General features: G+C 68.9%; 22 protein-coding genes. 11 read left to right on the top strand and 11 right to left on the bottom strand.

Going from position 1 to position 24199, the window contains the following annotated elements:
• Positions 1-137: 137 nt before the first annotated feature.
• Positions 138-449, top strand: coding sequence for a pyrimidine/purine nucleoside phosphorylase (gene ppnP, locus RBR11_RS04200; RefSeq protein WP_308488050.1), 312 nt, complete (start codon positions 138-140; stop codon positions 447-449).
• Between the two features lie 60 nt (positions 450-509).
• Positions 510-1469, top strand: a complete 960-nt coding sequence (speB, locus tag RBR11_RS04195; protein WP_308488049.1) for an agmatinase — start codon at positions 510-512, stop codon at positions 1467-1469.
• A gap of 69 nt (positions 1470-1538) precedes the next feature.
• Here speB and RBR11_RS04190 read toward each other — a convergent pair whose 3' ends face one another.
• The 5 genes from RBR11_RS04190 to RBR11_RS04170 are packed head-to-tail and all read right to left on the bottom strand — an operon-like array spanning position 1539 to position 6264.
• Complete coding sequence (locus RBR11_RS04190) at positions 1539-2525, bottom strand: DUF4862 family protein (protein ID WP_308488048.1); 987 nt, start codon at positions 2523-2525, stop codon at positions 1539-1541.
• Positions 2522-3202 carry an N-acetylmannosamine-6-phosphate 2-epimerase gene (locus tag RBR11_RS04185; protein ID WP_308488047.1) on the bottom strand — a complete coding sequence of 227 codons (681 nt, stop codon included), beginning with the start codon at positions 3200-3202 and terminating at the stop codon, positions 2522-2524. The genes RBR11_RS04190 and RBR11_RS04185 overlap by 4 nt, the downstream gene beginning before the upstream one ends.
• Positions 3199-4227, bottom strand: coding sequence for an ROK family protein (locus tag RBR11_RS04180; protein WP_308488046.1), 1029 nt, complete (start codon positions 4225-4227; stop codon positions 3199-3201). The genes RBR11_RS04185 and RBR11_RS04180 overlap by 4 nt, the downstream gene beginning before the upstream one ends.
• A complete protein-coding gene (locus RBR11_RS04175) occupies positions 4214-5338 on the bottom strand; it encodes a Gfo/Idh/MocA family protein (protein WP_308488045.1) in 1125 nt (374 codons plus the stop codon). Before RBR11_RS04175 ends, RBR11_RS04180 begins: the two co-directional genes overlap by 14 nt.
• Entirely contained in the window at positions 5338-6264 is a 927-nt protein-coding gene (locus tag RBR11_RS04170; RefSeq protein WP_308488044.1) for a dihydrodipicolinate synthase family protein, read from the bottom strand. Before RBR11_RS04170 ends, RBR11_RS04175 begins: the two co-directional genes overlap by 1 nt.
• 238 nt (positions 6265-6502) lie before the next feature.
• Here RBR11_RS04170 and RBR11_RS04165 point away from each other — a divergent pair, with 238 nt between their 5' ends.
• The 9 genes from RBR11_RS04165 to RBR11_RS04125 all read left to right on the top strand — a co-directional run bounded on the left by RBR11_RS04165 (position 6503) and on the right by RBR11_RS04125 (position 16894).
• Positions 6503-8104 (top strand): ABC transporter substrate-binding protein, encoded by a 1602-nt coding sequence (locus RBR11_RS04165; RefSeq protein ID WP_308488043.1) that lies wholly within the window; start codon positions 6503-6505, stop codon positions 8102-8104.
• Between the two features lie 63 nt (positions 8105-8167).
• Positions 8168-9127 (top strand): ABC transporter permease, encoded by a 960-nt coding sequence (locus tag RBR11_RS04160; RefSeq protein WP_308488042.1) that lies wholly within the window; start codon positions 8168-8170, stop codon positions 9125-9127.
• On the top strand, positions 9127-11088 hold the full coding sequence (locus RBR11_RS04155; protein WP_308488041.1) for a dipeptide/oligopeptide/nickel ABC transporter permease/ATP-binding protein: 1962 nt from the start codon (positions 9127-9129) through the stop codon (positions 11086-11088). Before RBR11_RS04160 ends, RBR11_RS04155 begins: the two co-directional genes overlap by 1 nt.
• Positions 11085-12089, top strand: coding sequence for an oligopeptide/dipeptide ABC transporter ATP-binding protein (locus RBR11_RS04150; RefSeq protein WP_308488040.1), 1005 nt, complete (start codon positions 11085-11087; stop codon positions 12087-12089). The genes RBR11_RS04155 and RBR11_RS04150 overlap by 4 nt, the downstream gene beginning before the upstream one ends.
• Entirely contained in the window at positions 12086-13150 is a 1065-nt protein-coding gene (locus RBR11_RS04145; protein WP_308488039.1) for a Gfo/Idh/MocA family protein, read from the top strand. The genes RBR11_RS04150 and RBR11_RS04145 overlap by 4 nt, the downstream gene beginning before the upstream one ends.
• Positions 13147-14145 carry a Gfo/Idh/MocA family protein gene (locus tag RBR11_RS04140; protein ID WP_308488038.1) on the top strand — a complete coding sequence of 333 codons (999 nt, stop codon included), beginning with the start codon at positions 13147-13149 and terminating at the stop codon, positions 14143-14145. The genes RBR11_RS04145 and RBR11_RS04140 overlap by 4 nt, the downstream gene beginning before the upstream one ends.
• On the top strand, positions 14142-15212 hold the full coding sequence (locus RBR11_RS04135; RefSeq protein WP_308488037.1) for a Gfo/Idh/MocA family protein: 1071 nt from the start codon (positions 14142-14144) through the stop codon (positions 15210-15212). Before RBR11_RS04140 ends, RBR11_RS04135 begins: the two co-directional genes overlap by 4 nt.
• A gap of 4 nt (positions 15213-15216) precedes the next feature.
• Positions 15217-15930: a FadR/GntR family transcriptional regulator gene (locus RBR11_RS04130; protein ID WP_419956797.1), complete on the top strand. Its 714-nt coding sequence runs from the start codon at positions 15217-15219 to the stop codon at positions 15928-15930.
• Positions 15931-16147: 217 nt separating this feature from the next.
• Complete coding sequence (locus tag RBR11_RS04125; protein ID WP_308488035.1) at positions 16148-16894, top strand: FCD domain-containing protein; 747 nt, start codon at positions 16148-16150, stop codon at positions 16892-16894.
• Between the two features lie 123 nt (positions 16895-17017).
• Here RBR11_RS04125 and RBR11_RS04120 read toward each other — a convergent pair whose 3' ends face one another.
• The 6 genes from RBR11_RS04120 to RBR11_RS04095 form a co-directional block, all read right to left on the bottom strand.
• Entirely contained in the window at positions 17018-18451 is a 1434-nt protein-coding gene (locus tag RBR11_RS04120) for an MFS transporter (RefSeq protein ID WP_308488034.1), read from the bottom strand.
• A 119-nt stretch (positions 18452-18570) separates the two neighbouring features.
• Complete coding sequence (locus tag RBR11_RS04115; RefSeq protein ID WP_308488033.1) at positions 18571-19287, bottom strand: SDR family NAD(P)-dependent oxidoreductase; 717 nt, start codon at positions 19285-19287, stop codon at positions 18571-18573.
• A gap of 14 nt (positions 19288-19301) precedes the next feature.
• Positions 19302-20333: an NAD/NADP octopine/nopaline dehydrogenase family protein gene (locus RBR11_RS04110; protein WP_308488295.1), complete on the bottom strand. Its 1032-nt coding sequence runs from the start codon at positions 20331-20333 to the stop codon at positions 19302-19304.
• 14 nt (positions 20334-20347) lie between these two features.
• Positions 20348-21757: an allantoinase AllB gene (allB, locus tag RBR11_RS04105; protein ID WP_308488032.1), complete on the bottom strand. Its 1410-nt coding sequence runs from the start codon at positions 21755-21757 to the stop codon at positions 20348-20350.
• Positions 21750-23207 carry an aldehyde dehydrogenase family protein gene (locus tag RBR11_RS04100; protein WP_308488031.1) on the bottom strand — a complete coding sequence of 486 codons (1458 nt, stop codon included), beginning with the start codon at positions 23205-23207 and terminating at the stop codon, positions 21750-21752. Before RBR11_RS04100 ends, allB begins: the two co-directional genes overlap by 8 nt.
• Positions 23204-24157: a polysaccharide deacetylase family protein gene (locus RBR11_RS04095; protein WP_308488030.1), complete on the bottom strand. Its 954-nt coding sequence runs from the start codon at positions 24155-24157 to the stop codon at positions 23204-23206. Before RBR11_RS04095 ends, RBR11_RS04100 begins: the two co-directional genes overlap by 4 nt.
• Positions 24158-24199: the final 42 nt, after the last annotated feature.

The following is a 24199-nucleotide window of genomic DNA, read 5'->3' as shown; positions in this document are numbered from 1 at the left end:
CGGCAGTCGGATATCTCCGCCAGGGCGAAAATCATCGATCAGAAGTGTCCCTGCCGGAGATTCACTGTCTGCGCTCGCCTCCCTAGGCTCACCACTGCCGCCCATGGCGGAATCAACAGACCGAAAGGGCTTATCCGATGATCGGACAGAACGAATACTTCGAGGGCCAGGTGCGCAGCCTCGAGTTCACGAACGAGCAGGGCAACTTCACGGTCGGGGTCATGGAGCCCGGCGAGTGGACGTTCGAGGCCCCGGTGAAGGAGTGGATGCTGCTCGTTCGCGGCAGCTGGGACGTGCAGCAGCCCGCCGGTCAGGGCGAATGGACCACGTATGGCGAAGGCGAGCAGTTCGAGGTCCCCGGCGGCACCGACTTCACCGTCCGCATCACCGACACGGTCGCCTACCTCTGCCCCTACACCGGCGAGTTCCTCGGTCATCTCGACATGTGATCGCGCAGAGTACCCGCAGGTGGACGATTCGGCGGCCGCCGCCGAAGTGAGGAGCATCCCATGACTGGACCGATCGGACCCGTCGACAGTTCGCGCACGCCCCGGTTCGCCGGGCGTGACGGCTTCGCCCGCCTGCCGCTGCTCGAGCAGGTGGGACACGCCGACATCGTCGTGGCCGGTGTGCCCTTCGACAGCGGCGTGTCCTATCGCTCGGGGGCGCGGTTCGGGCCCAACCACGTCCGGGAGGCTTCGCGGCTTCTGCGCCCCTACAACCCTGCTCTCGACGTGTCGCCCTTCGCCGTCGCGCAGGTCGCGGATGCCGGGGACATCGCCGTGAACCCGTTCGACATCCGAGAGGCGATCGAGACGATCGAGCAGGCCGCGCTCGACCTGACCGCCGACGGAGCGCGTCTGGTCACCCTCGGCGGCGACCACACCATCGCCCTCCCCCTGCTGCGCGCCGCGGCGAAGAGGCACGGGCCGGTCGCGCTCCTGCATTTCGACGCGCACCTGGACACCTGGGACACGTACTTCGGCGCGGAGTACACGCACGGCACCCCGTTCCGTCGCGCGTTCGAGGAAGGGATCATCGACACCGAGGCGCTCAGCCACGTCGGCACCCGCGGGCCGCTGTACGGCAAGCGCGATCTCGAGGACGACCGCCGGTTCGGCTTCGGCATCGTCACCAGCGCGGACGTGTACCACCAGGGCGTGAACGAGGTGGTCCACAGGCTGCGCGATCGCATCGGCGATCGGCCGCTCTACATCTCCATCGACATCGACGTCCTCGACCCCGCCCACGCGCCTGGCACCGGCACGCCAGAGGCCGGCGGCATGACCAGCCGGGAACTGCTCGAGATCCTCCGCGGGTTCCGCGGCCTCAACCTCATCGGCGCGGACGTCGTCGAAGTCGCCCCGCCGTACGACCACGCCGAGATCACCGGCGTCGCCGCCTCCCACGTCGGATACGACCTGATCTCCCTGCTCGCACTGCGGCACGAGGCGAAAGAGGCGCTCTGACGCGCCTCCAGCCCAGGACTTCACTGCGCCGCCCTCGTCGAGGGACCCGAGATGTCGTCCAGAACCGGTCTAGGCCCGGTGAACCGACAAGGCCATTTCTGCGGCGATGAGTTCCGCAGCAGCGGAGATCATGTCGATTCGCCGGGCGACGGGCGCCACGGAATCGGCCCACCCGAACTTGAATCCCTTCCAGCGTGTCGGTCCGGCCGCTGTCAGCGCCGCCCGTAGTCGATCGAGCGTCAACAGCGATGTCGGCTCGCCCAGGGGAAATGCTTTCGCGTCCGACGACCCGGCGATCGGCGCGAACGGGTGATGCGCGTCCGCCCAGTCCGATCCGAAAGCTGTGACCTCGGCGGACGTGCCTGACAGCATCAGGGAGCAGAGCCTGTCGCTCGCGGCGACACGGGCGATCTGGGCGGCGACCGAATCGGGATCCCTCAGTTCGATCGCTGAACGGCCCCAGTTGACGGACATGCCGACGCTCATCGGCAGGTCCGCGAGGGCGGTGAGTTCGTCCTCGACCGACAGGAAGCCCTTCTCGGCGGGGTGATCGGCTACGGCGGCGTCACAGTGCTCGATCAGGAGCAGGGCTTCGTCCCATCCTCCCGCTTCGACGAGTTCGAGAAGGGACGAGCGAAGCGCGTCTGCAGAGCCGATTGCCGAGGGGCCTGCGGTGGGTGCGCTCACCAATTCGATTCCGATCACGGCGGCGCGCCCGCATGCATCGTTGAGCCGGTGAACCGCGTCGCGCATCGCGAGCGCCTCGCGAACCGCTGCGGCCCGACCCCCGTGATCCGTCGACGCGAGTCCGAATCGCGGTTCATCGCGCAGGCGGACCATGACGCCCGGAACACTCGTCAGCACGGCATCGAACCTGCGAGGGAAGTGCGAGTACAGCCAGTCGTCGTCGTGCGGATGCGCAGAGCCGATCCACGGAAGCTCCAGACCGCGTACATCGGGGAGCGTCTCGAGCCCTTCGAAGAACTCCTGCTCGGCGGCCGGATTCCAGCGCGCGTGAGCGGCCGATGCTGCGTAGGCGCCGACGATCAGGCTCATCCGTGCACCGCATCGACGAACCACCGGGTGACGGACGCGGGGTGCGTGATCGCGGTGCCGACCACGACCGCGAACGCGCCTGCGGCAATGGCTTCTGCTGCGTGCGCCGGGGTATGGATTCGGCCTTCGGCGATCACGGGAATCTCGAGCGCATCGGCCATCCACCCGATCAGTTCGAGATCGGGCCCCGGCGATCTCGGCCGATCCGGCGTGTATCCGGCCAGCGTGGTGCCGACGCAGTCGGCGCCGGCATCGATCGCGGCGAGTGCATCGTCGAGCGATCCCGCGTCGGCCATGACGATCGCCCCGGTCTCGGCTTTGAGCCGTCTGATCGTCTCGGCGAGGCTCAGCCCGTCGGGGCGCGCTCGGCGTGTTCCATCGAGTGCGACAATGTCCGCACCCGCCGCGTGCACACTCATCGCGTGGCGCAGGGTCGGCGTGATGAACACGTCGGCGTCGCCGGCCTTCCAGAGCCCGATCAACGGCAGGTCGACGCGTTCGCGGATGAGGGCGATATCCGCGAGACCCTGGGCCCGAATCCCGACGGCGCCCCCGATCCGCGCCGACTGCGCGACCTGCGCCATGGTCTCAGGGTTGCGCATCGGCTCGCCGGGGTAGGCCTGGCAGGAGACGACAAGCCCCCCGGCGAGTGCGTCGAGTGGCGAGGGCAGTGTCATGCAGAACCTCCAAGGTTGCGCGAACGCGGGTCGGGCAGGATCCCCCGATCCGCGGATCCTGCCGACGAGGGGATCCCGGACCGCATGCGCTCCGCAACGAGGTCGAACGCGAGGGCGGCGGCTCCGATGATCGCGGCATCGGCGCCGAGGGCGGCCGGGGTGAGCGGACAGGATCGGACGAGATCGATCGCCTCTTCGCCGAATCCGTCCCGCAGCGGGCCCCACCACAGGGCGGATGTGTGCGACAGACCGCCCGTGACGATGACCACCTCCGGGTCCAAGGCGTTCACGAGCCCGCCGATCGCGCCGCCGAGCGCGCGGCCGGCGGTGCGGATGGCGGCGAGTGCGGCGGGGTCGCCGCCCTCGGCGAGTTCGAACACGGCTCGGGTGTCGCCAGCCTCTCCCCCGCCCCCGGCTCGCCGGTAGGCGGCGAGCACGGCAGGACCCGAGGCGATGACCTCGAGATGGCCGCTGCGCCCGCAGGTGCAGGGCAGCCCCTGCGCCTCGACGCTGGGGATGTGGCCGAAGTGCCCGGCGATGCCCGTGGCGCCCTGCTGCGGATGCCCGTCGAGCACCAGCGCCCCGCCGACACCGGTGCCGGCCGCGATCACGAGCGCCGAGGAGAGGCCGCGTCCGGCGCCGAACCGCGCCTCGCCGACAGCGTGCGCGCGCACGTCGTTGTCGACGGCGACGGGCAGGCCGAGGGCAGTCTCAACGCGATCCCCGACGCGCATCCCGGACCAGCCGGGGAGCGTATCGGTGGCCGACAGCACGAGCCGCCGCCGCGGATCGATCACGCCCGCGGCGCCGATCCCGATCGCGGAGACGGGATCCGCGGAGCCGTCGACGAGCTCCGCGGCGAGGCGGGCCGCCGTCGCCAGCACGGCCTCGGCGCCGTCCGCCGCCGGCGTCGGGACCTCGGCGCGGCGGCGCACCTCGCCGCGCATCGTGACGAGGCCGGCGGCGGTCTTGGTGCCGCCGATGTCGATGCCGACCGCGAGCGGCCGCTCGTCAGCGGACGACATGGCCGCCGGACACCTCCGCGACATCGACGGTGCGGTGCTCGCGCATCGACAGCGTGAGCGCGTCGGCGGTGGCGAGCGCGGAGCGGGCCGCGCTGCCGTCGGCGAGTGCCGCGAACTCGTCGTCGAGCTGTCCGGTCACGATGAGCCGGTGGAAGCTCTCGGTCTCCTCGTCGAGGATGCCGGCCAGCCACAGCGGCACATCGGTGTCCGGTGTGCCGAACAGGCTCGACGCGTCCTCGTCGCCGGCCCGGTAGAACGCCGCGCGGCTCTCCTCCTCCTCGACGGAGCGGTGCAGCAGGAACTGCTCGACGCGACCCTGCGTCCGCAGCGTGCAACCGTCCCCCTGGAAACCCAGGCGGATGGCGCCCTCGGTGCCCTGGATCAGGACGTGATGCTCCGGCCAGTGGAACGCGGATCCGTACTCGAGGGCGGCGAACCGCGCGCCGTCGAACTCGAGAAGCATGGCCATCATGTCGGCCTCGTCGCCGTCGCCCGCACGATGGTGGGCGACGTTGCCGCCGACCATCGTGGCGCGGGTCGCGGGACCCAGCAGCGACTGCACCAGATCCAGCTCGTGGATGTGGTGGTAGAGGTGGCCGCCGGACATCGCCGTCTGCTTCTTCCAGCTGTACCCGCCGCCGTGTCCCTCCCAGGTGGTGCGGACGGCGCGGACGAAGGTGAGTTCGCCGAGCAGACCCTCCGCGATCGCCTCCTTCGCGCGCCGCACCCCCGCCATGTAGGTGGTGACATGGCCTGCGAAGAAGACTGCGCCGGCCGCCTCGCAGACGCGGATCATCTCGTCCGCGTCGCGATACGACAGCGCGACCGGCTTCTCGCAGAACACGTGCTTGCCGGCCTGGGCGGCGGCGACCACCTGGGCGTGGTGCAGTCCGTTCGGCGACGCGACGACGACGGCGTCGACATCATCCGCGGCGAGCAGCGCTTCGAGCGTCGGCTCGATACGGGCGCCGAACTCGAGGGCGACGGTCTGCGCGTTCGCCGGGTCGAAGACCGCCGAGATCCGCGCCCCGGGCTGCGCGGCGAGGCCGCGTGCCAGCGCCTTTCCGAGGTAGCCGGCGCCGACGATGCCGTAGCCGACGGGCGCCACCATCACAGGCCGGCTTCGTCGAGGATCCCGCGGATGCGGTCGGCGTCGACCCCGCCGAGAGATCGCATGGGCGCGCTCATGCGGTTGCTCTCGATCACGCCGAGCAGCTGCAGCGCGGTCTTGAACGCGCCGAGACCCGCCGCGCCGGCCGAAACCTGCGGATCGACGACCTCGACGATCCGGAACAGGCGCGCGAGGCGATCCTGCTCGCGCCGGGCCGCCTCCCAATCGCCGGCGACGGCGGCGGCGAACAGCCGGGCGTAGCCCGCGGGATCGACGTTGGCCAGGCCAGGGACGGCGCCATCGGCACCCCCGAGCAGGGCGCCGTCGACGACGACCTCGTGCCCGGTGAAGACGCGGAACTCGGGCAGGTCGGCGGTGGCCAGGGTGGTCAGACGGAACGCGACATCATCACCGGAGGAGTCCTTGAGGCCTGCGATGACGCCGTCCTCGGCGAGCTCGCGGATCACGGCGGAGCTCAGCTTCAGGTGCGTGCGCACCGGCACGTCGTATGCGAACAGCGGCAGGTCGACGCGCGACCGCACGGTGCGGAAGTGCTCGGCGACCTCGGCCTGATTGGACAACGCGTAGTACGGCGTCGTCACGACGAGGGCGTCGATGCCGAGGCCGTGCAGCCGTTCCGCCTCGGCGACGACGCGCGCGGTGGTCTGCTCGTTGGCGCCGGCGAGCACGGGAACCCGCCCTGCGGCCTCGTCGATGACCGTCGTGACGACGAGGTCGCGCTCCCCGGTGGTCAGGTACGGGACCTCGCCGGAGGATCCCAGCACGAAGAGCCCGTCGACACCGCCGTCGACGAGATGGGCGGTGACGCGGCGCAGCGATTCGACGTCGATCCGCCCATCGGCGGTCCGCGGGGTGAGCACGGGCGGAATGATGCCCTGGTAGCGGTCGATGCTGGCGTTCGTCACGATTCTCCTTCGGAATCCCGGGTTATAGGACGTGGGATGTCCTACCGACTTGAGCAGTATGGCAAAACCTGGAGAGTGCGTCAATGAGGCTTTTCGGAGGCCGCCCCGATCACTATTGACGGATCGGTCCCGGTGATCTACGTTCTTGTTTTCGAGAGGTGGGACGTCCTATGTTGGGCATTCGCCTCCGTCCCTCCGGCACCCTTTCCCGAAAGGAACAGCAGTGGAAACAACGAAGTTGCTCCATTCCCGAGCGCGCACGCTCACCCGCTTCACCGGCCTCGTGGCAGCGGTCGTCACCGTCGGCCTGGTGACGGCGTGCTCCGGCCCGCAGTCCAGCACGTCCGTCGGTCAGGATGTGGCGAAGGGCCACGTCGACGTCGCGATCGGTTACAACAACAACAGCTCCTGGGATCCGCTGAACACGGGTTCCGCCTTCGCGATGTCCGCGGAGAACCACATCTACGAGGCGCTGTGGGATTCCTCCCCCGTCGACCGCAAGCCCTATGCGGCCCTCGCCGCCGAGATGCCGAAGGACACGAAGGCGCTGACGTGGACGGTCAAGCTCCGCTCCGGCGCGAAGTGGAGCGACGGCAAGCCCGTCACCGCCGACGACGTCGTGTTCTCCGTGAACCGCGTGCTCAACCCGCAGAAGCCCGTCATCACCACGGCTTTCTTCTCGAGCTGGCTCAAGGACGCCGTCAAAGTGGACGCCAACACGGTCAAGATCGACCTCAAGAACGCGTTCCCGTACGCGCTGGACCGCTTCTCGATCCTGAAGATCATGCCGCAGCACGTCTTCGACGGCAAGGCCGACGACTTCTACGCCGACGCGAAGAACCAGCTCGGATCCGGTCCGTTCGAGATCAAGGCGACCGAGCCCACCTCGTTCACCTCGTTCGTCCTGAACAAGGACTACAACGGCCCGCTGCACCCGAAGGTCGACTCGATGCAGTGGAACGTGTCCGTGGACGCGGCGGCCCGCACCAGCCTGCTCACCTCGGGAGTCTCCGGTGTCCAGATCTCGGACAACATCCCGCAGGACACCGTCTCCGCACTGCAGGGCAAGGGGCTCACGGTCCAGGGTGCGGACAGCATGAACATGCTGGGCCTCGCGTTCAACACCAGCAAGGCGCCGTTCAACGACAAGCGCGTCCGCCAGGCGCTGCGCATGGCCATCGACTCGAAGAAGCTCATCTCGGTGGCGATCGCCGGCAAGGGTTCTCCCGCTTCGAGCTTCCTCCAGGAGTCGAGCCCGTACTACTCCAAGGCGAGCACGCAATACGACTACAACCCGACCCAGGCCAAGAAGCTCCTGCAGGAGGCCGGCGTCTCCAACCTCAACCTGACGCTGCTGTCGACTAACATCTCCTGGACCACGATCGCCGTCAACGCGATCAAGCAGGACTGGGCGGCGATCGGCGTGACCGCCAACCTCGACGTCGTCGAGACGGCCACCTTCAACACGAAGGTCGCGCAGGGCGACCCCGCCGACGTGCTGACGTTCTCCGGCAACCCGAACCAGTTCGGGACCGACGCCGACCTGAACGTGCGCTGGTTCTATTCCAACGCGAACACGTTCATGAAGTGGAACAAGTGGGGTCAGAGCCCCGAATACGCCGCGCTCGACGCCCAGCTCACCGCCGCCGAGCAGTCGGACTCGCAGAAGACGACCGACGCCGACATGAAGAACGCGCTGAACGCGATCGCGGATCAGGGCGTCATCTACCCCGTCATGCACATGCAGCTGTTCACCGCATGGGACGGCAAGAAGCTGAACGGGATCAAGCCGCTCAACATCCCCGGCGTCTACATGATGGACGCCAAGCTCAAGGGCTGAGCGTCTCCGGCCGGGGCGTCCCGCCCGGCGCCCCGGCCACACACGATCTGATAGGAATCCCCCGTGACCGTCGTTCTCAGAATGATCGGCAGGCGACTGCTGACGCTGATCCCTCTTCTGCTCGGGATCGTGCTGTTCGTCTTCACCGTGATGCAGTTCTCCTCCACGGACCCCGCCGTCGCCGTCTTCGCGGACGCCCCGCTGAGCCCCGACCAGCTCGCGCGGTTCCGCGAGGAGCACGGCCTGAACCAGCCCTTCATCGTCAAGTACTTCGCCTTTCTCGGCCAGATCGTCACCGGCCACCTCGGCAAGAGCCTGGCGACCGGGCAGGACGTCACGACCCTGATCTCGACGGCGTTGCCGCTGACGCTCCAGCTGACCTTCCTCGGCCTCATCATCGCCGTGATCATCGCGTTCACCCTCGGCACGATCTCCGCCGTCTTCCGTGACCGCTGGCCCGACCAGACCATCCGGATCCTGACCCTCGGCGGCGTTGCGGCCCCGTCGTTCTGGGTGGCCCTGCTGCTCGTGCAGTGGTTCTCCATCACCGTCCCGATCTTCCCCTCCTCCCGGTACGTCAACCCCGCCGACTCCGTGTACGGCTGGCTGCTGACGATGACCCTGCCCGCCCTCGCCCTCGCCCTGCCGCTGGCGGCGCAGATGACCCGCATCGTGCGCACCTCGATGGTGGAGGAGCTCGACCGCGACTACGTGCGCACCGCCCGCGGCGGCGGCCTGCCGCCGATCGTGGTCGTCGGACGCAACGTGATGCGCAACGCGCTGATCAACCCGCTGAACGTGCTCGGCTTGCGGATCGGCTACCTCCTCGGAGGCGCCGTCGTCATCGAGCAGATGTTCAACCTCCCCGGTATGGGACAGCTCATGATCGAGGCCGTCAAGAACAACGAGCCGGCGATCGTGCAGGGCGCGGTGCTCACCATCGCCCTCGGATTCGTCGTGATCAACCTGATCGTCGACATCCTCTCCCTGCTCGCCAACCCGAGACTGCGAACGAACCACTGATGCGAAAGAACCTCTCCCAGAAGCTCTCCCGGCCCGGCCTCCGCTTCGGCCGGCTCACCCTCGGCGCCTGGATCGCGGTCGCCGCGCTGGCCGTCATCGTCCTCGCCGTGATCCTCGCGCCGCTGCTGTCCGCCTACGACCCGAACATGCAGACGGTCGCCGCGGACAAGGCCCCGACCGCCGCGCACCTGCTCGGTCTGGACAGCCAAGGTCGCGACATCCTCGCCCGTCTGCTCTACGGCGGTCGGTGGTCCCTGGCGATCGGCCTCGGTGCCACGGCGCTCGCCCTCCTCTCCGGAGCGGTGGTCGGCGCGTTCGCCGCGACCAGCCGCCGTGTCATCGACGAGACCGTCATGCGGGTCCTCGACGTCATCATGGCCTTCCCCGGTATCGCCCTCGCAGCCGTGCTGGTCGCGGTGTTCGGCCGGGACGTTCAGGTGCTGATCCTCGCGATCGCCTTCCTGTACATGCCCTCGATCGCCCGGATCGTGCGCGCCAACGTGCAGGCGCAGTACGGCGAGGACTACATCGCCGCCGAGCACATCATCGGGGCGAAGCGGTTCTTCATCGTCACGCGCCACGTCGCCGTGAACATCGCGGCGCCGGTACTGGTGTTCTGCACGGTCATGGTCGCCGACGCGATCGTGTTCGAGGCGTCACTGTCCTTCATCGGCGCCGGCGTGCAGCCGCCGAACCCGTCCTGGGGAAGCGTGATCTCCGACGGGAAGAACCTGCTGCTCACCGGAGGCTGGTGGGCCACCCTGTTCCCCGGCCTGGTGATCTTCGCCACCGTGCTCTGCCTGAACGTGCTGGCCGAGGGCCTCACCGACGCGATCGCCGCGCCGTCCGCGAAGGCGTCGAAGGCCGCATCCCAGGCCGTCACCGCCGAGGCGGAGGACATCGACCGCGGCACCGACGCCGTGCCCGCGATCGCCGGGCTTCGCGAGGCGGGGGCGCGCATCCGGCGCCGTATCCGCCCGATCGCGGATGTCGAACCGGTGCTGACCCTGGCCGACCTCACGATCTCCTTCCCCGATCGGCACAACGGCGTCAACGTCGTCAACGGCGTCTCGTTCGAGGTGCGCCCCGGCGAGGTGCTCGGGCTGATCGGCGAGTCCGGGTGCGGCAAGTCGCTCACGAGTCTCGCCGTGATGGGCCTGGAGCCGCGCGGCGCGCAGATCGGCGGCAGCATGGTGTTCGACGGCGCCGAGCTGGTCGGAATGCGATCGAAGGATCGCCGTGCGCTGATGGGCCGCGGGATGTCGATGATCTACCAGGACGCGCTCAGCTCGCTGAACCCGGCCATGACGATCAAGCAGCAGCTCACCCAGCTCACCCGTCGCGGCGGCCGGCGCACGCCCGCCGAACTGCTCGAGCTCGTGAACCTCGACCCCGGTCGCACGCTGAACGCCTATCCGCACGAGCTCTCCGGCGGTCAGCGCCAGCGCGTGCTCATCGCGATGGCCCTCTCCCGGGACCCGAAGCTGATCGTGGCCGACGAGCCGACGACGGCGCTGGACGTCACCGTGCAGGCCCAGGTGATGAAGCTCCTGCTGAGCCTCAAGGAGGAGCTGGGCTTCGCCCTCATCCTCGTCTCGCACGACCTGGCCCTGGTGTCGGACATCGTCGATCGCGTCGTCGTGATGTACGGCGGCGAGGTCGCCGAGACCGGCGGAATCGCCGATGTCGTCGGAGCCCCCGCCCACCACTACACGCGGGGACTCCTCTCCGCGGTGCTCTCGCTCGAGTCGGGTGACGCCCAGCTCACCCAGATCAAGGGCGTCGTGCCGTCCCCGGCGGCCTTCCCGGTCGGCTGCCGGTTCTCGGACCGCTGCCCCGCGGCCACCGCCCTCTGCCGGCAGCAGGATCCGGTTCTGCTCGGCACGCCGCTCGTGCACGAGGTCGCCTGTCATCACCCCGCGCGCGACGTCGCGCGGCAAGGAATGGAGGTACCGGCATGACCTCGCCCATCCTCGAGCTGCGCGACGTGCACGTGCAGCATCGGATCAACGGAGCCCAGCTGTTCACGAAGGACACCGTGTACGCGCTCACGGGCGCCGACCTCGTCCTGAGCGCCGGCGAGACCGTCGGCGTGGTCGGCGAGTCGGGCTGCGGGAAGTCCACGCTCGCGAAGACGATCGTCGGGCTGCAGCGCCCCACCTCCGGGGAGGTGCTGTTCCACGGCTCCTCACTGTGGGCGATGTCGACTCGCGACCGACGCACGCAGTTCGGCCGCAACGTCGGCATGGTGTTCCAGGATCCCTCCACGGCTCTGAACCGCCGCATGCCGGTGAAGAACATCCTTCGCGACCCGCTTACCGTGCACGGCGTCGGCGACGCGAGGGCGCGCACGGCGCGTGTCGCCGAGCTCATGGATCTCGTCGGCCTGCCTTCCAGCGCCGCCGACGCCCTGCCCGCGCAGCTGTCCGGCGGTCAGCGTCAGCGCGTCGCGATCGCGCGCGCGCTCGCGCTGCGTCCCTCGGTGCTGATCGCCGACGAGCCGACGAGCGCGCTCGACGTGTCGGTGCGCGCCCAGATCCTGAACCTGCTGCTGGAGCTGAAGGCCGAGTTCGATCTGGCCATGGTGTTCATCTCGCACGACATCCAGACCGTGCGCCGGATGAGCGACCGCATCGTCACGATGTATCTCGGCCGCATCGTCGAGGAGTCGCCCGCGACGGCGGTCCCCGCCCAGGTGCGCCACCCGTACACCGAGGCGCTCCTGTCGGCGACGCCGAGCCTGGTCGAGCAGATCGAGCCGATCACCCTCGAGGGTCCCGTACCGTCGGCGGTGCGTCCGCCGTCCGGCTGCCCGTTCCGCACCCGGTGCTGGAAGGCGACCGAGCAGTGCGCGACCGAGATGCCGCCGGTGACCCGGTTCGGCGAGCTGCCGCTGCACACGGCACGGTGCTATCACCCGCTGGACGCCGGCCGCCCTGTCGTGGTCGGGGGTGCCGCATGAACGGATCGATCCGCGTCGGCGTGGTGGGCGCCGGCTTCTTCGGAGCGATGATCGCCCGTGCCTGCGACGAGCACGGCGCGTTCTCGGTGACCGCGGTCGCCGACGCCGTACCCGAGGCGGCCGAACGCCTCGCCACCGCTCTCGGCGCCCGGGTGCACGGCGGTGCCGAGGCGCTGGCCGCGGCCGATGACGTGGATCTCGTCGTCGTCGCCACGCCGAACCATCTGCACGCCGACCCCGCGATCGCGGGTCTTCGGGCCGGGAAGCACGTGTTCGTGGAGAAGCCGCTCGGCATCGACGCCGACTCGATCGACGCGATCCTCGCCGCCGCCGAGGACGCCCCCGGCCGGCTCGTCGTCGGACACGTGATGCGCGCGTTCCCCGGGGTGCGACGCATGGTCGCGCAGGCGCGCGGCGGCGCGCTCGGCACCCTGATCGAGGCCGCCGGTGCCCGCCGCAGGCTCGTGCACGTCCCGGCCGACCCGGGCGACTGGTGGAAGCTGGATCGGAGTCGCAGCGGCGGCGAGCTGCTGCACGAGATCCACGAGCTCGACCTCGTCGTGTGGGCGCTGGGCGAGCCCGCGAGCGTGGTCGGCGTGGTCGGCGTGTCCGGGGCGCCGTTGGCGCACGGCGCGCACATCGTGGACAGCGTCACCGAGACGGTGCTGCGGACCGCGGACGGCGCGCTCGGCCGTCACAGCATCTCGACGTCCGCACATCGGGCCGAGTGGTGGTTCCGGATCTCCGGCACCGACGCGAGCGTCGAGGCCGACTTCCGCGCCGGCACCGTCACCCGCTTCGTCGACGGCGCGGTCGTCGACGTGACCGGCGTGTTCGACGACGACGCATCGAACGATTCGCTGCGCGAGGCCGCGCAGGCCGCGCAGGCGTACAACACGGGCGGACCCGGCCCGTTGTGGATGCGCACCGCCGTGACCTGCGAGCTCGACGAGATCGCTGCGGCCGTGCAGGGATCGTCGACCGTCCTCACCGAACATCCGGCCACCGCTGCCCGCACCGCCTTGCGCGCGAACGCGGTCGCGGCGGAGGGGCGACAGTGACCCGCGTCGCCATCGCCGGATCCGGGGTGATCGCCGGAGACCACGTGCGCGCGCTCGCCGCCCTGCCCGGCGTGGAGATCGCGTATGTGCACGGCTCCGACCTGGCGCGGGCGGAGCGCCTAGCCGCCCTCGCCCCTGGGGCCGTCGCGACCGTCGACTACGAGCGGATCCTGGCCGATCCGAGCGTCGTCGCGGTGGACGTGTGCAACGCCACCCCGGCGCACGCCGCGTTCACGGTCGCCGCCGGCACTGCGGGCAAACACGTGCACGTGGAGAAGCCGGCCGCGCTGTCGCTGGCCGACCTGGACCGCATGATCGCGGCGACCGAGGGCTCGGGGCGCACGCTCATGGTGGGTCAGACCGTGCGTTTCCAGCCCGCCGTCGCCGCGCTCGCCGCTGCGATCGCGGACGGTGCGATCGGCCGCCCCCGGCTCGCTCACGTCAGCTGGTACACCGGCTACGTGTGGCCGGGCGGCTGGCGCGGCTGGCAGCTGGACCGGGATCGCTCCGGAGGGCACCCGGTGCACAACGGCACCCACCTGCTCGACGTCGCGTCGTGGCTGCTGGGCCGCACGCCGGTGCGGGTGTTCGCGCGGTCGTTCCCCAGCTTCGCGGCGGGGATGCCCGTGCACGACTCGTTCCAGCTCATCGTGCGCTTCGACGACGACTCCCTGGCGACGCTGGAGATCTCGTACTCTCTGGCCCAGCCGCGCGACATGTTCCGTCGGATCGTGGTCGCCGGCACCGAGGGCACCGTATCGCACTCGACCGATGACGACCCCGTGCTGCACTCGGCCGGGGCCGGGGTCCCGCTGCCCTCCGTGGAGAACGCGATGGGCCGTCAGCTCGCGCACTGGATCGACGTGGTGGAGGGCCGGGCCGAGCCCATCGTGCGGACCGACCAGGTGCGCTCCGCGCTGGCGGCGGCGATCGCCGCGCAGCGCTCATTGGACACCGGGCGGCCGGTCGATCTGCGCGAGGAGGAGATCGCATGATCCGGGTGGGCTTTCTCTCGGCGGTGCGCCATGCCGAGTCGTACTTTCCGACCTTCCTGGCCGACCCTCGGACGACCGTCGTCGGCGTCGCCGAAGAATCCGACGCCGCGGAGTGGATCCAGTCGGACTCGCGTCGGTTCGCCGGACAGCACGGGCTGCCGCTGATGTCCGTCGCCGAGCTGCTCGCCCCCGGCGTGTGCGACCTCGTGGTCGCGTGCAGCGAGCCGACTCGGCACGCCGCACTCGCGATCACGGCGCTGGACGCCGGCATCGACGTGCTGATCGACAAGCCGGTCGCGGTGAACGTGGCCGAGGCGGACCGGATCCTGGCCGCTCAGGAGCGCTCCGGTGCCGTCGCGTGCGTCGTCAATCGGCTCCGCTCCCCTGCCGTCGAGCGGCTGCGCGGCTGGATCGACGCGGGGCACCTCGGCCTGCCGCTGCACGTCGACGTGGAGTGGTTCGCGTCCGGCGCGCACTTCTCCACGTCCGTGGAGCGGCCGGAGCTGGTCACGGATCCGGAGCTGTCCGGCGGCGGCGAGCTGCTGAACTTCCTCCTCTACCCGGTCGACTACATCCGATTCCTCACCGGTCTCGAGGTGGTGGAGGTGTATGCCGAGGCGGCGACGCTGTTCCAGCAGCCGCACCGGGACGCGGGCGTGGAGGACTCCGCTGTCGTTTCGCTGCTGCTGGAGAACGGCGTCACGGCGACGGTCACCCTGGCCCGCGCCGCCGCGGCGCCCGGGCACGGACCGGTCTCCTCGTCCGTGCGGGTGCTCGGCTCGCACGGCCATGCCGTGGCGGACGACGACAAGCCCGCGATCGCGGTGTATCGAACAGACGGGCTGCAGACGGCCCGACCGGTGAGCGGGGCGAGCTCGGTCGTCGCCGTCACCCGCTACCTGGACGAGCTGATCGGCGCTCTGTCCGCCGGGGGTGCGCCGAAATACACCCTGAAGGATGCACGAGCGAGCCTTGCCGTCACCGAGGCGTGCTATTGCGCGATTCGCGACGCACGACCTATTACATTGGGCGAAGAAGGAGCACGGGGGCGACGAAGTGAGCAATGACCTGATGACGCCGAGGGCGGCCCGATACGGTGCGCAGGAGCGCCTGCGCACCTTGCAGAACGACATCATGGATCTGATCCTGGAGCGCAATCTCGACGTGGGCGATCCGATGCCGACGGAGAACGAGCTGTGCGCGGCGCTCGGCGTGGGGCGCAATACGGTGCGAGAGGCGCTCAAGGTGCTTCAGGCCCTCGGTGTCGTCGAGATCCGGCATGGACTCGGGACCTTCGTCGCCGAGACAAGCTTCGCCGCGCTCGGAGCAAGCCTCGCCTTCCGCGGACGCCTCTCTCTTCGGCACGGCGGCGCGGAAGCACTCGAACTGGTCGATGTGCGCCAAGCGCTCGAGTCGGGGTTGATCGGACAGGCGATCGATGCCATCACCACGCACAACCTCGAGGCCCTGGAACGACAGGTCGTCGCCATGGAAGAGCTCGCCGCTCAGGGAAAGCACTTCATCGACGAAGATCAGAACTTCCACCATCTGCTCTACGTGCCGCTGCACAACGATCTTCTCTCGAGCCTCCTCGAGGTGTTCTGGAACGTCTACCGGCAGATTCACGAAGACGCCGGCATCGAATCGCACAGCCTGACGGAGAACGCTCACGCGCACCGCCTCATTCTCGACGCGCTCAGAGTCGGCGACAAGCGCCTGGCCGCAGAACGCCTCAACGAGCACTTCCGCGGAATCCGGGAGCACCTGGCCGCGCTGGGACGATAGCGCTGCTCCACAGGAGTCGAAGCCGGCGCCAGTCCCGTGCGGCCCGCGGCGCCGCGATTCTGGAGGCCCGGCGAGCTGGGGATACCCGCTCGGGTTGTCCGTGGCTGCTGGGACGTCGCCCGGCCGACCTGCTGGTCGATCTCCGCACGTGATGAGCGCGTTCGACCTTGGCTGACGGATGCAAGGTCGGCCGGAGTCATCCAACTATCCTGGTCCCATGAGTACACCGCCGGGCAACGTCGAACTGGCGGTGCTCTCCTTCCTGTCCGAGGCCGAAGGCCCTGTCGGGTCGCAGAGGCTGGCCAATGCCTTGCGCGCCCAGGAGATTCCGGTCGCGGAGGCTACCGCTGGTCGATACCTTCACGCGTTGCAGGCCGCCGGACTCATCGCGACAGCCGGGACGAAACAGGGTCGGACGATCACCTCTCAAGGCCGCCAGCGCCTGGACGAACTGCAGCGGTCGATGTCGCTGCACGAACACGGCGCCAATGTCGCAGAAGCGATTCGCGCCGCCGAATTGGAAGACCTCATCGCAGTGCTTCAAGTGCGGCGCGGGCTGGAAGCCGAAGCCGCGGGGCTTGCCGCCGTCGCGGCGACCGACGAGGAGCTCGCGACGATTCTCGCGGGCGCGATCGAAGATCTGCGAACCGTTGACCGCGGCGAGGTTCCGACAGCCCTCGGCTCGAGCCAGTTCCACATGTCGATCGCGACGGCCTCACACAATCCTGTGCTCGTGTCGGTTGCCGCGATGCTGCTCGATCCCACGAACGCGCAGCGACTGCGTAGCGGCGAAGAAGTCTCCCTTCGCTCGGATTCCATCCGGCGGCAGGCGGAAGAGCACATCGAGATAGCGAAGGCCATGGCGGCTCGGGACGCCGAGCGCGCGTCACGCCTGACCGGTGAGCACCTCTCGCACTTCCTCCAATCGGCGACCGACTACCAGGCTCTCGACCACGATGCATAGGTCGCCATCCGACGGAGGATCAGTCCGCGGGTAAGCGAAAGGCCTCCGCTTCGACGTGGGGACATCATCGAAGCGGAGGCCTCATCGCCGCTCGCCGCGCCAATGCGGCGGGCAGCGTTCTACTCAGATCGCATCGATCTCGCTGCGCGCCTCGTTGACGTCCTCGAGAGTCGCCCCCTTGGTCTCGACACCGAGAGCGCCGAACACGGCGATACACGCGAACATGGCGGCCATGACGAGGAACACGGCTCCGAGCCCGCCTGCGCCGAAGACGACCGCGATCAGCGGCGGGATGGCGATGATACCCACACCCCCGGTTCCCTTGACGAACGAGACACCGAATCCACGCACGCGCGTCGGGAACAGCTCCGGTGCCCAGGACCAGATCGTGGTGGTGGCGAGCAGCACGAAGAACTGGAAGAGCGAACCCAGGATGAGAACAGCGGTGTCGCTGCCGGCCGAGAGGCCGAATCCCACGCCGACGATGCAGCCGAGGATCGCGGCGACGACGAGCACCCGACGCCGGCGCCAGCGCTGGGTGTACATGGCCGCGAGCGCGCCGGCAAAGCTTCCGGTCTGCATGATCAGGGTGTACACCAGGCTCTGACCGAGCGTAGACCCGCGCGCCACGAGGAAGGTGGGCATGAGGGTCACGAGCGACATCTGGGCGCCGACGACCATGAAGTAGGCGCCGCTGGCGGTGAGCGTGCGGCGGAGAAGCGGGAGCTGGAAGATCTCGACGAGTCGCGACCGCTCCGCCTGAACGTCCTGGATGACGGATTCGTTCAGGTCGGTCAGGAAGATCTCGTCGTTCGGGACACTGCCCCGGGCGAGAGAGGCCAGGCTGCGGTTGGCGCCGTTGACGTCTCCGCGCGCCAGGAGGTAGCGCGGGGACTCGGGCATCCCGCGCCGGATGAAGACGACGAGGAACGCCGGGATCAGCAGCAGGCCGAAGAGCCAGCGCCAGCTCTCGGTGACGCCACCGAACACCGTTCCGAATCCGACGAGGATGAGCCACGCGTACGCGGGAGCGACAAGGTTGCCGAGGCCGCCCGCGAAGGCGTTCAGCGATGCGACCGCGCTGGCGCGACGCCGCGTGGGCATGATCTCGCTGACCAGTGCGATACCCACGGCGAGCTCGCCACCGAGCCCGAGTCCGACGACGAATCGAGCGCCCATCAGGAAGCTGTAGCTCGGGGCGAGAGCGCACGCGACGCCGCCGATCGTGTAGATCAGCAGATTCAGCACGAGCGAGAACTTGCGTCCGCGCCGGTCGGCGATCCACCCGGCCAAGTAGGCGCCGATCGCGAGACCGACGTACGTTGCCGAGCTGATGAGAGCGAACTCTGGCTTGGTGATGCCGAACGTCGCGATGATGGACGGGCCCGATGCGCCGAGCCCGTTCGATTCCAGGATGTCGAAGAACATTCCGGCGGCGACGAGGAGGATCACCACCCGGTGAGTGCGACCGATGGGAATCCGATCGATCGACTCGGCAAGCTTCAGGTACCGACGCTGCAGGCTCCCCGCCGGCGTCGAGATATTGGACGTGGACATCGTTCTCCTCGTTGAGCTCGGACCACCCCGGGATCGGGTTCCCGGACCGGTTCGCGACTAGATGACTCTCGAAATGTACTTCATCATCAGTGATGAAGCAATAGGTGGGATCGATTTGGTCATGCCAGCGCCGTCAGCGAAAGACCACCGTCGACGACGATCGCTTCCCCCACGAGATAGCTGCCGGCGGGGCCGGCGAGAAGGTCGTAGATGCCGACGATCTCGCTGACATCCGCTGGCCGGCCGAGTGGCCCGCTGCTGGCCGACGGCGGCGCCGTCTCGTCGAGAAAGCGCGTGCGGACGTCACCCGGACAGACCGCGTTGACGAGGATGCCGTCCTCGACCAGTTCCATGGCCATGGCCTTCACCAAGCCGAGCACGCCCCACTTGGCCGCAGCGTAGGCGGCGAAGCCCGGCTCTGCGACGACGGAGGCGACGGACGCTGTCGCGATGATGCGGCCCCCGTGCTTCTCCGACCGCATCCGCACGGCGGCTGAGCTGATCGTGTTGAAGACACCCTTGAGGTTGTGATCGATCAGCCAGTCCCACTGGGGTTCGGTCAGGTCGACGGCCGGCGTACGCGGGAGGGAGACGCCGGCATTCGCGATCACGACGTCGAACGGCTCGGCCGTCTCCTGGAAGAACCGCATGGTCGCATCGGTGCGCGACACGTCGAGCTCGATGCCGATCGCACGATCCAGATCTGCCGCACGCCGGCGCGCCTCGTCACCGTCGATGTCGATGATCGTGACGACCGCTCCGCGCGCGGCGAAATGCTTCGCGAGCGCCAACCCGATCCCACGGGCTCCGCCTGTGATCGCCACACGCGCGTCCATGAACGTTCGACCGGTCATACGACCCCCAGATCTGCGAGAGCCGGAGCCGCCGCGCGGTAGTCGACACCGGTCATCCCGTTGACGAGGTCGATGAGTCCGGTGATGCTCGGCACGGGGGTTCCCGTCCGCTGAGCCAGCATTTCAAGAGGGATGAGGCCGAAGGGGACATCCTCGACGAGGAACCGTCGCTGGAAGGTCGGGCCGATTCGTGGAGGCGAGGCCTCCCGAGCTCCGGGGCCATAGGCGCGGTTGCCGAAGTCGCCGCGGGACAAGGCGAGCGAGGCGAATCCGAGCGCGGCCATGACCTCCAGCCGTTCGTCGTCCAGGCGCGTGCGGAGATTCTCCAGCTGCACACTGGTGACGTCCGAGAGGTGGAAGGCCCCGCCCGCAGGGATCCGTCCGGCGGCTTCGTTCTGCGCCTGCGTCGCGTTGAGCACGTAGGCCGGCACGTGCGCGATGGGATTGGGATTGTTGAGGGACGACGCCATTTGCTCGTCCGCGACGACACATCCCGGGAACAGCGAAGCGATCGCATCCGCGTGCGTCTTCGCGATTCCAGGACTGACCGCCGTAGCCTCCATCCACGATTTGGCCGCGGCGACGTGCACCGCTCCCTGGCCATCGGCGTAGGACAGATAAGGCGATGTATTGAGAGCGAAGATCGCGGGCGTGTCGGCGATCGTTGTTCCGTGGCGGCGTAGGGCTGCCGCGAAACGAGCGGCCCCGCCGACATACCCGGTGGCCAGGACGACGAGCTGACGCGCGAAGACGTGGTTCGCCATCCCCTGAGCGACGTGTTCGTAGCGGTCGGCGGTGGTCGCGATGAGGACCGTGTCCGCCTCGGAAACGGCGTCGCACGAGGAGGACACGGGTGGATCCGGCAGCTCGCCGTCGCCGATCAGCCCTGTCAGCCGGATCCGTCCGGCGCAGCGCAGGGACGCGGCGCGGTGCTGATCCGCTTCGATGATCGCGTCGATCCTGTACCCGCGTCGAGTGAGGTCCACGGCCGCCGCCAGGCCGATGCTCCCTCCCCCGACGATGACCACGTGTGCCGTGGCGCTCACTCCGCTCGCTCGGGACGCACGAGTCGGCCGAAGCCCTCGTTTCCGACCACGACGCCGCGATCAGCGACGCGGGTGCCGCGCACGAAGGTCGTGAGCACGCAGCCGACCGTCCTCCGCCCGTCCCAGAAACGCGCCGCGTCGCGACTGACCGATTCCATGCTGCGCCGGTCGAGCACACCGGGTGCGTCGGGATCGACGAGCACGAAGTCGGCGTCGGCACCGGCACGAAGCTCGCCCTTCCGTCCCCCAAGACCGAATCGTCGGGCCGCGTTGAGCGACACGATCCTTGTGAGCTCGGGCAACGTGAACCTCCCGTCGTGCGCCTCCGTCAGGAGCACGGAGAGCACTGCCTCCAGGCCGTGGATGCCCGGCGGAGCATCCCAGATGCTCTCCCATCCGCGATCCTTCTCCGCCTCGGAGTACGGGGCGTGATCGGTGCCGATGAAGTCCAGTGTGCCGTCGCGGAGCCCCAGCCACAGAGCGGCACGATCCTCGTCATCGCGCAGAGGCGGGTTGACCTTGGCGTACGGGCCGAGCTCCTCGGCGTCGTCGAGGCTCCGCAGGAGATGGTGGGGACAGACCTCGGCAGTCACGTCATGGCCATTCCTCTTGGCGCGACGAATGGCGTCCACTGCGGCAGCGGAGCTGACATGCGCGATGGAGAGCCGCACGCCTGCACGATGGGCGAGCAGGATCGCGCGCGATACCGCCTCCTCTTCCGCGACTACGGGACGGGACTCCGCGTGCGCGCGCAGATCGTCCCTCCCCTGCGCTCGCAGACGATGCGTGAGGTGGGTGCAGATCGCGTCGTTCTCTGCATGCACGACGGCCACACGGCCGGTCGCAGCGACGCGCCGCATGGCCTCGAGGAAGACCGCGTCGTCGGGCAGGCACCGACTCGACATCCCCGGATCCGCGGTGGGTGCGGGCGCATTCATGAAGGACTTGAAGGCGACGGCTCCCGCATCGGCCTGCTCGCCGATCCGGTCGAGGTTGCTGAGACCCGCCCCGCCGTACAGCCCATAGTCCACGACCGCCTTGCGCGCGACGATCTCGTTCTTTCCCTGCCAGCTCTCCGCATCGGACACGGCGGGAATGCCCGACGGCATCTCCAGGACGGTGGTCACCCCGCCGCGTGCGGCGGCGCGCGTGCCGCTCGCGAAGGTCTCCCGATGGGGATGCCCCGGGTCTCGGAGGTGCACATGCGTGTCGATCATGCCCGCCATCACGACAAGCCCGTCGGCCGGCACACGCGGCAGCTCCGGCCGGTGGCCGCGCGGGATCACGTCGACGATCCGACCGTCCTCGACCCACAGGTCTGCGTCCACGACGCGCTCCGGCAGGACCAGGCGGCCTCCGCCGACGACGAACGTGTCGGATCCGGGATCGGTCATCCGCTCAGTCATCGGTCATCATCACGACGGCCCCCTTGACCTGGGTGAACGCGATCAGCGACTCCCAGCCCTTCTCGACGCCGTATCCCGAGCGCTTGCGCCCGCTGAACGGAAGCTCGACGCCGTTCGAGAACGTGTTGACCATGACCTGCCCGCAGCGGAGGTCACGAATGAGACGATGCGCACGTCCCACGTGAGAGGTCCAGACTCCCGCGACCAGTCCGTACTCCGTTCCGTTCGCGAGCCGGATCGCCTCGTCCGTGTCGTCGAAGCTCGTCACCGTCAGTACTGGGCCGAAGATCTCCTCCTGTGCGATGCGCGCATCGGCCGGCACGCCGTCGAACAGGGTCGGCTCCACGAAGTTCCCCGCAGCGAGCCGTTCGTCGTCGGGTACGCCGCCGCCGACGATGAGGTCGCCCTCCTCACGCCCGAGCGAGATGTAGTCGAGCACGCGTCCTTGCTGCTTGCGCGAGATCACCGGCCCCATCCCGGGGTCCTGCGGTCCCGGACCGAGGGTTGTGCGACGGAAGCGCGTCGCCACCTTGTCGACGAACTCCTCGTGGATCTTGCGCTCCACGAGGAGCCGCGCGCCGGCCGAGCACGTCTGTCCCGCGTTCTGCAGGATCGACTGAGCGACGACGTCCGCCGCCAGGTCGAGGTTGGCATCCGCGAAGACGAGGTTCGGAGATTTGCCGCCCAACTCGAGATCCGCGGGCACGAGGTTCAGCGCCGCGGCCTGCGCGACGGCGATGCCGACGGGCACTGAGCCGGTGAACGAGATCCGGTCGATTCCGGGGTGACCGGACAGGGCCGCGCCCGCTTCGAAGCCGAGCCCGGGAACGACATTGAGAACGCCTGCAGGAACGCCTGCTTCATGGATGATCTCCGCGAGCCGCAGACACGACAGCGGCGCTTCCTCCGCCGGCTTGAGGACGACGCAGTTCCCTGCGGCGAGCGAGGGGGCGATGGTGCGGGTGCCGATCCCGATCGGGTAGTTCCACGGGATGATGTGGCCCGTGACACCGTAGGGCTCGCGCATCGCGAGAGTGATGCGGTCGGTCGACGCAGGGAGGACATGGCCGAACACGGCCTCGACCATGCTCGCGTAGTACTCGAAGAAGCGGACCGCGAAGCCCACATCCACGCGCGCCTGTCGCAACGGCTTGCCGGTGTCGCGGCTCTCCAGCAGGGCCAGTTCCTCCTCGTGCGCTGCGATGGCGTCCGCCACCGAGCGCAGGATCTTCGCCCGTTGGGCCGCGGTCGTCCGCTTCCATCCGCCGTCGAACGCTTTCCGTGCCGCATCGACAGCGAGGTCCACCTCTGCCGTGGTGCTTCGTGCCACTTCCGCGAGGAGCTCGCCGGTGGACGGATCGTAGACGGGGAAGGTCTCGGCGGCGGAGACATGGCGCCCGCCGATGAAGGCGTCGCGACGCAGCGCCCTGGTCGTTGTCGTTTCGGTCATGCGCGTGCTCCCGTCGCGGTGGTCTTCGTAATGAGGTCGGGCCGATGCTCCAGCCAATGGCGGGCGATCGTCTCGCGGGTGACGAAGGCGACGTCGCCGAGCTCCTCGGCCCGCTCCAGCAGGGTCCGCAGGCCGGTCATGCGCCCTGCTTGGCCTGTGTGCCGGGGATGGACGCCGATCGACATCATCTTCGGGAAGCCCTGACGTCCTTCGCGCGTGAGTTCTTCCATGCCGGCGATGCAGGTCGACCAGAAGGATTCCGGGCTGGTGAAGCCGACCGGCTGCACCAGTCGGCCCTCCGTGTACGTCAGCGTGTAGGGCACCACCAGGTGCTCCTTCTCCTCGACCGTGGTCACGTAAGGCAGATCGTCGCTGTAGCTGTCGGAGTCGTAGAGGAAGCCGCCGTGCTCGGCCAAGAGCCGCCGGGTGCGGATGCTGGGCCCCGTCCGGGAGCGCCATCCGGACGGAGGCCGCCCCACACTGCGTTCGATCGACTCGTACGCCCACGCGATCTGGCGGCGCTCCTCCTCCTCGGACAGCAACCAGGGCTCGATCCACTTCCATCCGTGGCTGCAGATGTCGTGACCGCGCTCGGCGACCCAGCCGCACACCTCGGGGTTCTTCTCGAGCGCGAGAGCGGGCGCGAACAGCGTCACGGGGACGGCGTGCTCATCGAACAGGTCCGCCAGGCGCCAGATCCCCGCACGGCTGCCGTACTCGAAGATCGACTCGACTGCCAGGTCCCGTCGACCGGCATCCATCGGGTATCCGGGGCCGAGACTCTCCCCCCGTTCGTCGCCGTACAGTACCGAGCGCTCACCGCCCTCTTCGTACGCGATGCAGAAGTTCACGACGAGCGACGCGTTCTGCGGCCACGTGACTCGCGGCTTGACCCGTCCATAACCGATGAGGTCTCGCTGAGGACCGACCTCGTTGAAGCGTTCGTCCATGAACCCACCCTTCTTGATCATCAATGATGATGCAGAAAAGAG

It is taken from the genome of Microbacterium capsulatum, assembly GCF_030865425.1.
Classification (GTDB): Bacteria; Actinomycetota; Actinomycetes; order Actinomycetales; family Microbacteriaceae; genus Microbacterium; species Microbacterium capsulatum.
Note: the sequence above shows the minus strand (reverse complement) of the source record. Positions and strands in the feature narration are given on the sequence as shown.

Coding starts and splice junctions, on each gene's coding strand:
- ppnP (WP_308488050.1), top strand. CDS start 138: ATGATCGGACAGAACGAATACTTCGAGGGCCAGGTGCGCAGCCTCGAG.
- speB (WP_308488049.1), top strand. CDS start 510: ATGACTGGACCGATCGGACCCGTCGACAGTTCGCGCACGCCCCGGTTC.
- RBR11_RS04190 (WP_308488048.1), bottom strand. CDS start 2,525: ATGAGCCTGATCGTCGGCGCCTACGCAGCATCGGCCGCTCACGCGCGC.
- RBR11_RS04185 (WP_308488047.1), bottom strand. CDS start 3,202: ATGACACTGCCCTCGCCACTCGACGCACTCGCCGGGGGGCTTGTCGTC.
- RBR11_RS04180 (WP_308488046.1), bottom strand. CDS start 4,227: ATGTCGTCCGCTGACGAGCGGCCGCTCGCGGTCGGCATCGACATCGGC.
- RBR11_RS04175 (WP_308488045.1), bottom strand. CDS start 5,338: ATGGTGGCGCCCGTCGGCTACGGCATCGTCGGCGCCGGCTACCTCGGA.
- RBR11_RS04155 (WP_308488041.1), top strand. CDS start 9,127: ATGCGAAAGAACCTCTCCCAGAAGCTCTCCCGGCCCGGCCTCCGCTTC.
- RBR11_RS04150 (WP_308488040.1), top strand. CDS start 11,085: ATGACCTCGCCCATCCTCGAGCTGCGCGACGTGCACGTGCAGCATCGG.
- RBR11_RS04145 (WP_308488039.1), top strand. CDS start 12,086: ATGAACGGATCGATCCGCGTCGGCGTGGTGGGCGCCGGCTTCTTCGGA.
- RBR11_RS04135 (WP_308488037.1), top strand. CDS start 14,142: ATGATCCGGGTGGGCTTTCTCTCGGCGGTGCGCCATGCCGAGTCGTAC.
- RBR11_RS04130 (WP_419956797.1), top strand. CDS start 15,217: ATGACGCCGAGGGCGGCCCGATACGGTGCGCAGGAGCGCCTGCGCACC.
- RBR11_RS04125 (WP_308488035.1), top strand. CDS start 16,148: ATGAGTACACCGCCGGGCAACGTCGAACTGGCGGTGCTCTCCTTCCTG.
- RBR11_RS04120 (WP_308488034.1), bottom strand. CDS start 18,451: ATGTCCACGTCCAATATCTCGACGCCGGCGGGGAGCCTGCAGCGTCGG.
- RBR11_RS04115 (WP_308488033.1), bottom strand. CDS start 19,287: ATGGACGCGCGTGTGGCGATCACAGGCGGAGCCCGTGGGATCGGGTTG.
- allB (WP_308488032.1), bottom strand. CDS start 21,757: ATGACTGAGCGGATGACCGATCCCGGATCCGACACGTTCGTCGTCGGC.
- RBR11_RS04100 (WP_308488031.1), bottom strand. CDS start 23,207: ATGACCGAAACGACAACGACCAGGGCGCTGCGTCGCGACGCCTTCATC.
- RBR11_RS04095 (WP_308488030.1), bottom strand. CDS start 24,157: ATGGACGAACGCTTCAACGAGGTCGGTCCTCAGCGAGACCTCATCGGT.